The sequence below is a fragment of the Streptomyces sp. NPDC007346 genome (assembly GCF_040703535.1).
Classification (GTDB): Bacteria; Actinomycetota; Actinomycetes; order Streptomycetales; family Streptomycetaceae; genus Streptomyces.
Map to the genome: position 1 here is coordinate 112,340 of NZ_JBEYKR010000005.1, position 11,817 is coordinate 124,156.

At 73.3% G+C, this 11,817-nt stretch carries 9 protein-coding genes; 5 read left to right on the plus strand and 4 right to left on the minus strand.

Going from position 1 to position 11,817, the window contains the following annotated elements:
* Window positions 1-63 precede the first annotated feature (63 nt).
* From npdG to AB0917_RS03280, 3 genes are all read left to right on the plus strand, one after another.
* Entirely contained in the window at window positions 64-774 is a 711-nt protein-coding gene (gene npdG, locus AB0917_RS03270; protein ID WP_366817728.1) for an NADPH-dependent F420 reductase, read from the plus strand.
* 100 nt (window positions 775-874) lie between these two features.
* On the plus strand, window positions 875-1,060 hold the full coding sequence (locus AB0917_RS03275; protein ID WP_366817729.1) for a hypothetical protein: 186 nt from the start codon (window positions 875-877) through the stop codon (window positions 1,058-1,060).
* 303 nt (window positions 1,061-1,363) lie between these two features.
* Window positions 1,364-2,386 (plus strand): DUF3533 domain-containing protein, encoded by a 1,023-nt coding sequence (locus AB0917_RS03280; protein ID WP_366817743.1) that lies wholly within the window; start codon window positions 1,364-1,366, stop codon window positions 2,384-2,386.
* A gap of 22 nt (window positions 2,387-2,408) precedes the next feature.
* Here AB0917_RS03280 and AB0917_RS03285 read toward each other — a convergent pair whose 3' ends face one another.
* Window positions 2,409-3,215, minus strand: a complete 807-nt coding sequence (locus AB0917_RS03285; RefSeq protein ID WP_366817730.1) for a site-2 protease family protein — start codon at window positions 3,213-3,215, stop codon at window positions 2,409-2,411.
* A 296-nt stretch (window positions 3,216-3,511) separates the two neighbouring features.
* Here AB0917_RS03285 and AB0917_RS03290 point away from each other — a divergent pair, with 296 nt between their 5' ends.
* Window positions 3,512-6,883, plus strand: coding sequence for a BTAD domain-containing putative transcriptional regulator (locus AB0917_RS03290; RefSeq protein WP_366817731.1), 3,372 nt, complete (start codon window positions 3,512-3,514; stop codon window positions 6,881-6,883).
* A gap of 21 nt (window positions 6,884-6,904) precedes the next feature.
* Here AB0917_RS03290 and AB0917_RS03295 read toward each other — a convergent pair whose 3' ends face one another.
* The 3 genes from AB0917_RS03295 to panB form a co-directional block, all read right to left on the minus strand.
* Complete coding sequence (locus AB0917_RS03295; RefSeq protein ID WP_366817732.1) at window positions 6,905-7,765, minus strand: ABC transporter permease; 861 nt, start codon at window positions 7,763-7,765, stop codon at window positions 6,905-6,907.
* On the minus strand, window positions 7,762-8,784 hold the full coding sequence (locus AB0917_RS03300) for an ATP-binding cassette domain-containing protein (protein ID WP_366817733.1): 1,023 nt from the start codon (window positions 8,782-8,784) through the stop codon (window positions 7,762-7,764). Before AB0917_RS03300 ends, AB0917_RS03295 begins: the two co-directional genes overlap by 4 nt.
* A gap of 140 nt (window positions 8,785-8,924) precedes the next feature.
* The gene (gene panB / locus AB0917_RS03305) at window positions 8,925-9,806 is read right to left on the minus strand and encodes a 3-methyl-2-oxobutanoate hydroxymethyltransferase (RefSeq protein ID WP_366817734.1); all 882 of its coding nucleotides are present in this window, start codon (window positions 9,804-9,806) and stop codon (window positions 8,925-8,927) included.
* A 179-nt stretch (window positions 9,807-9,985) separates the two neighbouring features.
* On the opposite strand from panB, the gene AB0917_RS03310 reads away from it, so the two are divergent.
* Window positions 9,986-11,611: an MFS transporter gene (locus AB0917_RS03310; RefSeq protein WP_366817735.1), complete on the plus strand. Its 1,626-nt coding sequence runs from the start codon at window positions 9,986-9,988 to the stop codon at window positions 11,609-11,611.
* The last annotated feature ends 206 nt before the right edge of the window (window positions 11,612-11,817 follow it).

Here is an 11,817-nt window from a genome sequence, read left to right on the forward strand (position 1 = left end):
GACGAGGGGGCCGCGGGGCCTCCGGGCGGGGCCCCGGCCCCTACCTGGCAGTAGGGTCGGCCCATGACCACACAGGACAGCGACAGTGCGCCCAAGCCCCCCGCCAAGGACCCCTGGGACCTTCCCGACGTCTCCGCCCTGAGCGTCGGCGTACTCGGCGGGACCGGCCCGCAGGGGCGCGGCCTCGCCTACCGGCTCGCCCGCGCCGGACAGCGGGTCACCCTCGGCTCCCGGGACGCCGGACGGGCCGCCGATGCGGCCGCCGAGCTTGGCCACGGCGTCGAGGGCACGGACAACGCGGAGTGCGCCCGGCGCAGCGACATCGTGATCGTCGCCGTGCCGTGGGACGGCCACGCCAAGACCCTGGAGTCCCTGCGCGAGGAGCTGGCGGGCAAGCTCGTCATCGACTGCGTCAACCCGCTCGGCTTCGACAAGAAGGGCGCCTACGCCCTCAAGCCGGAGGAGGGCAGCGCCGCCGAGCAGGCCGCCGCCCTGCTGCCGGACTCACGGGTCACCGCCGCCTTCCACCACCTCTCGGCGGTGCTGCTCCAGGACGAGTCCATCGAGGAGATCGACACCGACGTCCTCGTCCTGGGCGAGGCGCGGGCCGACACGGACCTCGTGCAGGCGCTGGCGGGCCGCATCCCCGGGATGCGCGGGATCTTCGCGGGCCGGCTCCGCAACGCCCACCAGGTCGAGTCGCTGGTGGCGAACCTGATCTCGGTCAACCGCCGCTACAAGGCCCACGCCGGACTGCGCACCACCGACGTCTGACCGGGCCCGCCACCGCGGAGAGCTCCCCCAGGCGGGGCACAACGGGGCATGGGGGACACTGGACGGGACCACGACCGTTCCCCGACAGGAGCCGCCCCCCATGCCCCGCCTCGCTCTCTACGCCCTCGTCGTCTGCGTCCTCGCCGTCGTGGCGGCCGTGGTCTCCTTCGCCCAGGGCAGCCTGCTCGGGATCGTCTGGGTGCTGATCGTGGGGCTCTCGTCGAACATGGTCTGGTTCTACGTACGCAGGCAGCGCATGACGGCGTCCTCGCCCGACGCCGGCTGACCCGCCCTCCCCACCTCCCTGGCCGTCACGCCCCCGCCTCCCTGGCCGTCACCCCTCCACCTCCCCGGCCGTCACGCCTCCCCGGCCCTGCGCCGTTCGGGTCGAGGGCCCTGACCCGTGGGCGCGCCCCGGAGCCCGGACGCCACCCGGGGCCGACCATGTGACGGCCTCGCCACGGCCGTGGCGCGTACGACGAGGGAGGACCGCGTGGCAGAGCCGAGGGACGACAGCGCAGACGCGAGGGACGGCGGTTCGGGGTCGACCGCACGGACCGATACCGGCAGGCGCGGCATCCTGGGAGAGCTGCGCGACGCCGTCTCCACCCGGTCGGCGCTCGTCATGCTGGGGGTGCTCCTGCTCCAACTGGGCTTCGCCCTCTCCTACATGGGCGCCTTCCACGCACCGAAGCCGCACAAGGTGCCGGTCACCGTGGTCGCCCCGCCCGCCGTCGAGCGGGAGCTGACGGCCCGGCTCGACGCGCTCCCCGGCGACCCGCTCCACGTCACCGCCGTCGCGGACCGCGCCGAGGCACGGGCCCGGCTGCTGGACCGGAGCACCGACGCCGTCCTCCTCATGGACGCGGCCGGACGCACCGACACCGTGCTCGTCGCCTCGGCGGGCGGGCCGTCCGCCTCCACCGCCGCCACGGAGATCCTTCAGGCGGCCGCCCGCGCCCAGGACCGCGAGATCGTCGTACGCGACCTCCGCCCGCCCTCCGCCGGCGACTCGCGGGGCCTGTCGTCCTTCTACCTCGTCCTCAGCTGGACCATCGGCGGCTACCTCGCCGCATCGGCCCTGAACATGGCGGCCGGCTCCAAGAAGCCCACCCTGCGCCGCACCCTGGTCCGGCTGGCGTCGATGCTCCCGTACGGCTTCGTCTCGGGCATCGGCGGGGCGATCATCGTGGGCCCGGTCCTGAACTGCCTCCCAGGCGCCTTCTGGGAGCTGGTCGGCATCGGCACCCTGGTGGTGTTCGCCTCCGGCGCGGTGGGCGTCGCCCTCCAGTCGGTGGCGGGCACGGTCGGCCTCGGCCTCACCATCCTGATCTTCACGGTCCTGGGCAACCCCAGCTCCGGCGGGGTGTACCCGTCCTCGCTGCTGCCACCGTTCTGGAGCGCGATCGGCCAGGCCCTGCCGCCGGGGGCCGGGACGACCGTGGTGCGCAACACCGTCTACTTCGACGGCAACGCGACCACCGGCGCCCTGTGGATCCTCGGCGCCTGGGCGTTCGGCGGCGTCGTCGTGGCGATCCTCGCCGCCGCCCTCCGCCAGGGGCGGCGGGGCCCCCGCGCCGAGCCGTCGGCCGCACCGGCCGCCGCTGTCTGACCGGGGCCGCGCGGACCCGGGCTCACGCCACCGCGCAGCCCGGGTTCTGCTCGCCGAAGAACGCCTGCCAGAAGCGGTAGAGGTCGTAGCCGCAGTAGCGCTGGGCGTTCTCGACGCCCAGGGCGCCCAGCAGCGAGGAGATCCCGTCGAAGAAGGCGATGTTCACCCCGGGGATCCACAGGATCGCGAAGACCGCGATGAGCCCGAACGGCGCGATCGGCTCCACCTGGCGCCGGATCCGGTACGAGAGCCAGGGCTCGATCACCCCGTAGCCGTCCAGCCCGGGGATCGGCAGGGAGTTCAGGATCGCCGCCGTCACCTGGAGCATCGCCAGGAACGCCAGCGCGTACTGGAAGGCGAGCGGGACCCCGTCGAGCGCGTCCAGCCAGAAGGGGGCCGTGCACACGAGCGCGAACGCCACGTTCGTCAGCGGGCCCGCCGCCGAGATCATGCTGTGCTTCCACCGCCCGTGGATCCGGGCCCGCTCGATGTAGACCGCGCCGCCGGGCAGGCCGATCCCGCCCAGCACCACGAAGAGGACCGGCAGCACGACGCTGAGCAGCGCGTGGGTGTATTTCAGCGGGTTGAGCGTCAGATAGCCCTTCGCCCCCACCGAGAGGTCCCCGCTGTGCAGCGCGGTGCGGGCGTGGGCGTACTCGTGGAGACAGAGCGAGACGATCCAGGCCCCGGTGACGAAGAGGAAGACCGCGAAGCCGGTGGCGCCCCCCGTCCCCGACCACACGGCCCAGCCCGCGACGGCGGTGACGGCGGCGATCCCGAGGAAGACCGGGCTGATCCTCCGGTCCCCGCGGGTGGCTGCGGTGGTCATCGGCACACACTCCTGGGGCTGGGGCTGGGGCTGGGGCTGGGGCTGGGGCGGAACGGCGACGGCTGTGGGTACGCCGACACGGCGGCAACGACGACGACCCGGTCAGGAGTTCCATGCCGTCAACCCGGAGGAGCATCAGCCGGTCGACCCGAGAGCCGCACCACCCCATCGAGCCGAGGGGCACCCCTGCCAACCCGACAAGTACCACCCGGTCAACCCGAGGAGTACCACCCGGTCAACCCGAGGAGCACCACCCGGCCACCACCGCGCCCGCCTCCGTCGATGACAATGGGCCCGTGCGCTACTGCATCCTCGGCACCACCCGGGCACTTCGCGACGACGGTACGGCCGTCGCCCTCGGCGGGGCGCGGCTGCGCGCCCTGCTCACCGTCCTCGCCCTGCACCCCGGGCGGACGGTCCCGGCCGGGGTGCTCGTGGACGAGGTGTGGGACGGTGATCCGCCCGCCGACGCGGCCGGCGCGCTCCAGGCGCTGGTCGGGCGGGTGCGGCGGGCGCTGGGCCGCAGCGCCGTCGAGTCCGTGGAGGGCGGCTACCGGCTCGCCGCCGAGGCGGACGCCGTGGACCTGCACCGCTTCGAGCGGCTGGCGGGGGAGGGGAGCCGGGCCCTGGAGCGGGGCGACGCGGCCGGGGCCGTCACCGTCCTCGACGAGGCCCTCGCGCTCTGGAACGGCCCGCCGCTCGCCGACCTCCCCGACCGTACGGAGCCCGCCTCCCGCCTGGAGGCCCGCAGGCTCGGCGCCCGGCGGGCCCGGCTGGAGGCGCTGCGCGTCCTGGGGCGGGCGGACGAGGCGCTGTGGGAGCTGACCGCGCTCTGCGCCGCCCACCCGCTCGACGAACCGCTCCAGGCCCTGCGCATCAGGGCCCTGCGGGACGCCGGACGAACGGCCGAGGCACTGGCGGCCTACGACGAGGTGCGCACCGTACTCTCCGAACGCCTCGGCACCGACCCGGGGCCCGAACTGCGCGGCCTGTACGGGCAGCTCCTCCACCAGGAAGCCGCGCCCGAGCCCCTGCGGCCGCCCCCGCCCCCGGCGCCGCCCGCCACCGGGGAGCGGCCCGCCCGGCCCGCCCCGCCGCCCGCGTCCGGCAACCTCCGGGCCCGGCTCACCAGCTTCGTCGGCCGCGACAACGACATCGCGGCCCTGCGCGAGGACCTGTCCCAGGCCCGGCTCGTCACCCTCCTCGGGCCCGGTGGCGCGGGCAAGACCCGGCTGTCGCAGGAGACCGCGGAGGCGGCCGCCGACGCCTGGCCCGACGGGGTCTGGCTGGCCGAGCTGGCCCCCGTCGACGACCCGGACGCCGTGCCCGAGGCCGTCCTGAGCGCGCTCGGCGCCCGCGAGACCGTGCTGCGCGGGGCCGGTGCCGAGGAGCTGCGGGCCGCCGACCGCTCCGGCGACAACCCCCTCGTACGCCTCACCGAGCACTGCGCCCCGCGCCGGATGCTGCTGCTCCTGGACAACTGCGAGCACGTCGTCGGGGCGGCGGCCGCCCTCACCGACCACCTGCTCACCCACTGCCCGCACCTCACCGTCCTGGCCACCAGCCGCGAACCCCTCGGCGTACCGGGCGAGTTCGTCCGGCCCGTCGACCCGCTGCCCGACCCGATGGCCCTGCGCCTGCTCGCCGAGCGAGGGGCCGCCGCCCGGCCGGGTTTCCGCACCGACACCGACGAGGAGACCGCCGCCGCCTGCGCCGAGATCTGCCGCCGCCTGGACGGGCTGCCGCTCGCCATCGAACTGGCCGCCGCCCGGCTGCGGATGCTCACCCCCCGCCAGATCGCCGACCGGCTGGACGACCGCTTCCGCCTCCTCACCAACGGCAGCCGGACCGTGCTGCCCCGCCAGCAGACCCTGCGCGCCGTCGTCGACTGGTCCTGGGAGCTGCTCGACGGGGCCGAGCACGCCGTGCTGCGCCGCCTGGCCGTCTTCGCCGGCGGCTGCTCCCTCGCCGCCGCCGAGGAGGTCTGCGCGCTGCCCGAGCGGGACGGGACCGTCGCCGTGGACTCCCTCGACGTCGCCTCCCTGCTCGGCTCCCTCGTCGACAAGTCCCTCGTCGTCGCCGTGCCCGGCGACGACGCGCAGATGCGCTACCGGCTGCTGGAGACGGTCGGGGAGTACGCCTCCGAGCGGCTCGACGAGGCCGGCGAGCGGGAGGCGGTCGAGCGCCGGCACCTGGTCCACTTCCGGGAGCTGGCCCGTATCACCGGGCCCGAGGTGCGGGGCGCCGGGCAGCGGGACGCCATCGCGGTCTTCCAGCGCGAGTACGAGAACCTGCGCACCGCGTTCCGCCATGCCGTCGCCGTCCGGGACGAGCACGAGGCGCTGTGCATCGTGCTGTCGATGTCCTGGTACTGGATGCTGCGCGACCTGCGCTCGGACGCCCGCCAGTGGGGCGAGGCCGCTTCCTCGCTGGGCCCCGACCCGTTCGCCGAGCCCGGTGTCCGGGCCCCCTCGCTGATGGAGCGGGCCACCGACCGGCCGCCGCCGATGGACGGTGAACAGCTCGCGGAGGCGCGGCGCGGAGTGGCGCTGCTCCAACTGGCGGGCGTGGACCACGCGATCAGCGCGTGGTCGACCCCCGAGGGCAGGGCGCGCCTGGGGATCATCGCCGACACCTACCGGCCCGGACAGCCGCAGACCTGTCGCATGCCCGGCACGCTGTGGATGCTCGCGATCCTGCTCAGCGGTGACATGGAGCGGATGTACGACCTGCTGGACGAGACGGTCCAGGCCTCCCGGGCCTTCGGATACGAGTGGGAGCTCGGCTCGGCGCTCCACACCCGCGCCAACTTCCGGGCCAACGACCCGGAGCGGGTGGCCGAGGCACGTGCCGACGCCGACGAGAGCCTGGAGATCTACACCCGGCTCGGCGACGACTGGGGCGCCGCCGAGGCGCTCTCCGCACGGGGCGAGGCCAACGAGCGGGCAGGCGAGTTCACCGCGGCCCTGGGGGACTACGCGGCCGCCGTGGAGTACGCGCGGAAGATCGGCGCCCAGAGCCAGGTGGCGCTGTTGCGCGCGCGGTACGCCGGGGCGCTCATCGAGATCGACCGCCTCCCGGAGGCCGAGGCCATCCTGCGCGAGGTCACCGGGAACGGGCGGCAGTCGGCCCACGAGGCGACCCCGATGGCCCGGATGCACCTGGCGTTCGTCCTCGGGCTCCAGGGGCGCGTGGACGAGGCCCGCGGTCAGGCGGAACAGGTCCGCGAGGACTTCGGGGTGCGCGACGTCGCCATCTTCGGCGGTTTCGTCTTCGGCGTGCTGTCCTGGCTGGACAACCTCGAAGGCGCGTACGCCTCCGCCGTGGACAACGCGCTGACCGCGCTGGACAGGTCGCGGGACCGGCTGTCGATGATGGTCGCCCCGCAGATGCCGTCCTCCCACCTGACGGCCGCCGCCCACGCGCTCGCCGGGCTCGACGCCGCCGGCACCGCCGGGGCGGCCCGGGACGCCGCCCGGATGCTGGGGCTCCAGGCGGCCCTTCTGCCCAAGGGGCACGTACCGAGCATGGTCGAGCGCCGCAACCTGGCGGACGCCGAGGAGGCCGTGCGGGCGCGGCTCGACGACGCGGCGTTCACGGCGGCGTACGAGGAGGGCGGTGGCCTCACCCTCGACGAGGCCACCGCCCTGGCGGAGACGTACCGGTGACACCGCGGGTGTCCGGGACGCTCAGGCCTTCTTGCGGAACTTGGACACCGCCAGCGGCGCCATCACCAGCGTGATTCCGGCGCTCCAGGCGAGCGTCGCCCAGACCGGGCCGGCGACCGGGCCGCCCATCATGAGCCCGCGCACCGCGTCCGCGAGGTTGGACAGCGGGTTGTAGTCGGTGAACGACTGGAGCCAGCCCGGCATGGTCTGCGTCGGGGCGAAGATGGAGGAGCCGAACTGCAACGGCATCAGCACGATCATCGCCGTCCCCTGCACGGCCTGGGCCGTCGGCAGGGAGAGCCCGAGCAGGATGAAGATCCACATGATGGCCGCGCCGAACACGGCGGCCAGCGCGATGGCTCCCAGGAGTCCGAGCACCGAGCCCTTCAGCTCCATGCCGAGGACGAAGCCCATGATCAGCAGGATGAGCGTGGCGACCATCAGCCGCCCCAGCTCCACCACGATCTTGGCGATGAGCACCGAGGAACGGGCGATCGGCATCGTCCGGAACCGGTCCATGACCCCCTTGCGGAAGTCGTCGTTGACGCCCGTGCCGACGGCCATGGAGATGTTCATGCCCATCATCGCCAGCAGCCCCGGAACGAGGTAGTTCAGGTAGTCCTGCCGGTTCCCGCCGAGGCTGGCGCCGATCGAGCCGCCGAAGACGTACACGAAGAGCAGGATGAAGATGATCGGCATCAGAAGGACGTCGAACATCGACTCCGGGTCCTTCTTGATCTGGAGCAGATTGCGCCGCGCCAGGGCCCCGATGTGCCGCAGGTTGGCCCGCAGCCCTATCCGGCCCTCCTCGGCCGCCCCGGCCTTCGACGGGGAGGTGTCCGCGGACCCGGCGGGCGCGGGGGTCAGGGTGGTGGTACTCATGCGGCGACCTCCTGGGGAGCGGCGTCGGTGAGGGGGGAGGCCTTGTCGCCGGTGATCGCGAGGAACACCTCGTCCAGGCTGGGCAGGGCGGTGGCGACATGGGCGAGGGAGAAGCCCCGTACGCCCAGCAGCCCGATGACGGCGGTCAGTTGCTCGTCGCTGAGGATGGGGACGTACAGCAGCCCCTCGTCCGGCACGGCCTGCACCCCGGCGACGCCGTCGAGCCCGGCCTCCCGGATCGCCTGGGCCATCGCGGGCAGCTCCGCCGGGTCCGAGGGGCGGATGTGCAGGGTGCGGCCGCCGACCTTGGCCTTCAGCTCGTCGACCCCGCCCCGGGCGATGATCTTCCCCTTGTCGATGACCGTCAGCTCCTTGGCGAGCTGCTCGGCCTCCTCCATGTACTGGGTGGTCAGCAGCACGGTCGCGCCCTCGGCGACCATCCGCTGCACCTCGTCCCAGACCTCGTTACGGGTCCGGGGGTCCAGGCCGGTCGTCGGCTCGTCCAGGTACAGCACCGACGGGCTGCCGATCATCGAGGCGGCCAGGTCGAGACGGCGGCGCATCCCGCCGGAGTACTCCATGCAGGCCCGCTTGGCGGCCTCGGTGAGCGAGAACCGCTCCAGCAGCTCGTCCGCGCGGGCCCGCGCCTGCTTGCGGGGCAGATCGAGCAGCCGCCCGATCATGTAGAGGTTCTCCCAGCCGGAGAGCTTCTCGTCGACCGAGGCGTACTGCCCGGTCAGGCCTATCCTGCGGCGCAGCTGGCGCGGCTGGGTCACCACGTCGTAGCCCGCGACGACCGCGTGTCCGGCGTCGGGGGTGATCAGCGTGGAGAGGCAGCGTACGAGGGTGGTCTTGCCGGCGCCGTTGGGGCCGAGCACACCGAGGACGGTGCCTTCCCGGACGTCGAGGTCCACGCCGTCCAGTGCCTTGGTCTCGCCGTAGTGCTTGACCAGCCCCCGTACCTCGACGGCGTTCGTGCCGCTCCTGGGGTTCCTGTCGATTCGTTCCATGTCCACCATGGGACCAGCGTCCGCCGACAGCTCACCGACAGGCCGCCGATACGGGCGTCCGGACGCGCGACAGCCCGCCGATGGGGGATGTCGGCGGGCTGTCGGTGGTGCGGGAAATGGTCGGTGCGTGCCCAGCGGCGGTCAGCGCGTCAGTGGAACGTGTGCTCCGGCGCGGGGAACGTGCCGCCCACGACCTCGTCGGCGAACTCCTTCGCCGCGTCGCCGAGCACCTTGCGCAGGTTCGCGTACTGCTTGGTGAAGCGCGGCACCTTGCCGCCGGTCAGCCCGACCATGTCGGTGTAGACGAGCACCTGCGCGTCGGTCGCCGCGCCGGCCCCGATGCCGACGGTCGGGATGTGCAGGGTGCGGGTGATCTCGGCGGCCAGCTCCTCCGGTACGAGCTCCAGCACGACGGCGAACGCGCCCGCGTCCTGGACCGCCTTGGCGTCGCGCAGCAGCTGGTGGGCCGCCTCCTCGCCGCGGCCCTGCACCCGGTAGCCCATGGCGTTGACGGACTGGGGGGTCAGGCCGATGTGGGCCATGACCGGGATGCCCGCCTCGACCAGCAGCCGGATCTGCTCGTGGGACCGCTCGCCGCCCTCCAGCTTGACCGCGCCGACGCCCGACTCCTTGATCAGCCGGGTGGCGTTGCGCAGCGCCTGGACGGGGCCTTCCTGGTACGAGCCGAAGGGCAGGTCGGCGACGACGAGGGCGCGCCTGGTGCCCCGTACGACGGCGGCGGAGAGCAGGGCGATCTCGTCCATCGTGACGGGCACGGTGGTCTCGTAGCCGAGGTGGCAGTTGCCCATCGAGTCGCCGACGAGCATGACCGGGATGCCGGCCTCGTCGAAGACGGACGCGGTCATCGCGTCGTAGGCGGTGAGCATGGGCCACTTCTCGCCGCGCCCGGTGGCGGCGGCGATGTCGTGGACGGTGATGCGGCGGGTGGACTTCCCTCCGTACAGCGCCTTGCTGCTGTCGGGGGACGCACCTGCGGGGGAGGACGGATTCTGCGCAGCCGGAAGCGACATGGTCGGTAGCTCCTTCGTCATCTCGAGGCGCCCTGACGGCGTCCCCGGATCTCTTCCATGGTGGCATCCCGTCCGGGCAAACGGGAAGTGGGCCACCGAGCTGTCCGCCGGGTGGCGGTTGGGCAAAGTTTTAACAATACGAGACGGTCCCGTATCGAAACCGCGTTAGGCTCGCCCCCATGCCCGTACCGTCGCCCTCCGCCTCCACCCCCGCCTCCGCGCCCGCCGCGGAGCCCCGCATACCCGAGGCGGTCCACCGCCGCCGCTGGTGGATCCTCACCGTCCTCATGTTCAGCCTGCTCATCGTGGTGCTGGACAACTCGATCCTGAACGTCGCGGTCAAGACGATCGCCAGCCCCGCGCCCACCGGCATCGGCGCCACCCAGAGCGAGCTGGAGTGGGCGATCAACTCCTACACGCTCGTCTTCGCCGGACTCCTGTTCACCGCCGGGCTGCTCGGCGACCGCATCGGCCGCAAGAAGGTCCTCCTCTTCGGCATCCTGGTCTTCGGCCTCGGCTCCGCCCTGGCCGCGATGTCCGCCTCGCCCGGCGAACTCATCACCTGGCGCGCCCTGATGGGCTTCGGCGCGGCCTTCGTGATGCCCGCCACCCTCGCCGTCCTGATGAACGTCTTCGAGCGCGACGAACAGCCCAAGGCCATCGGCATCTGGGCCGGCAGCGTCGGCCTCGGCATCGCGATCGGCCCGATCACCGGCGGGCTGCTCCTGGAGCACTTCTGGTGGGGCTCGATCTTCCTGGTCAACGTCCCCGTGGTCGTCCTCGCCCTGATCGCCATGGCGATCCTGGTCCCCGACTCCCGCGACCCGAAGCCCGGCAGGGTCGACCCGGTGGGCGTCGTGCTCTCCATCGTCGGCCTGGTCCTGCTGGTCTACGGGATCATCCGGGGCGGCGAACTCGCCGACTTCACCGACACCACCGTGCTGCTCTCCATCGTCGGCGGCCTGCTGGTGCTGGCCGGATTCGTCTGGCACGAGAAGCGCAGCAGCCACCCGGCGATCGACATCACGTACTTCAGGAAGCCGGCGTTCTCCGCCGCCGTCGCCGCCATAGCGCTGGTCTTCTTCGCCCTCATGGGCGTGACGTTCTTCTCCGCCTTCTACCTCCAGAGCGTGCGCGGCTACAGCGCCCTCCAGTCGGGCCTGCTGATCGTTCCGCTCGCCGCCGCCCAGATGATCTTCGCGCCCCGGGCCCGGCTGGTCGTGGACCGCTTCGGCGCCCGCGCGGTCTGCACGGTGGGCATGCTGCTGGTCGCCGCCGGACTCGCCTGCTTCGCCCTGTTCGACGCCGGTACGCCGGTGTGGGTGCTGTGCCTCGTCTTCTTCGTCCAGGGCACCGGGATGGCGCACATCATGCCGCCCGTCACCGTCGCCGTGATGCAGGCGCTGCCCCGCGAGAAGGCCGGCTCCGGCTCCGCCATCAACAACACCTTCCGCCAGGTCGGCGGGGCGCTCGGCATCGCGGTCCTCGGCTCGGTGCTCTCCACCGTCTACCGGGGCGACATCGAGGGCCACCTCGGCGCGGTCCCGGCCGGCGTCAGGGACGTGGCAGGCGAGTCCATCGAGGCCACGCTCGGCGCGGCCGCGAAGCTCGGCCCGGTGGCCGGAAAGCCCCTGGTCGCCGCCGCCAACGACGCCTTCATCAGCGCCATGCACGTGACCGCGCTCGGCTCGGCCGCCGTCGCCCTGATCGGTGCGGTGGTCGTCGGCCTGTACCTGCCGGGGCGGACCCCCGCGGCGACGGACGAGCCGGCGCCCCGGCTCGCGGACGAGCCGGTGAGCCGCTGACCGACCCGGGGCCGTGGCCCGGCACCCGCCCCCGGTCGGCGAGAATCGGGGCGTACGGCCGTACGGCGACGGTCGTACGACGGCACGGCGAGAGGCGGCTTCAGGTGCGGGACCAGGACGGCGAGCGGGACCGGCACCCCGGCGCGGCGGGCGCCGGCGCGGCGGACCACGAAGTCGGTGTGTGCTTCGGGCAGGTAGAACTGCTT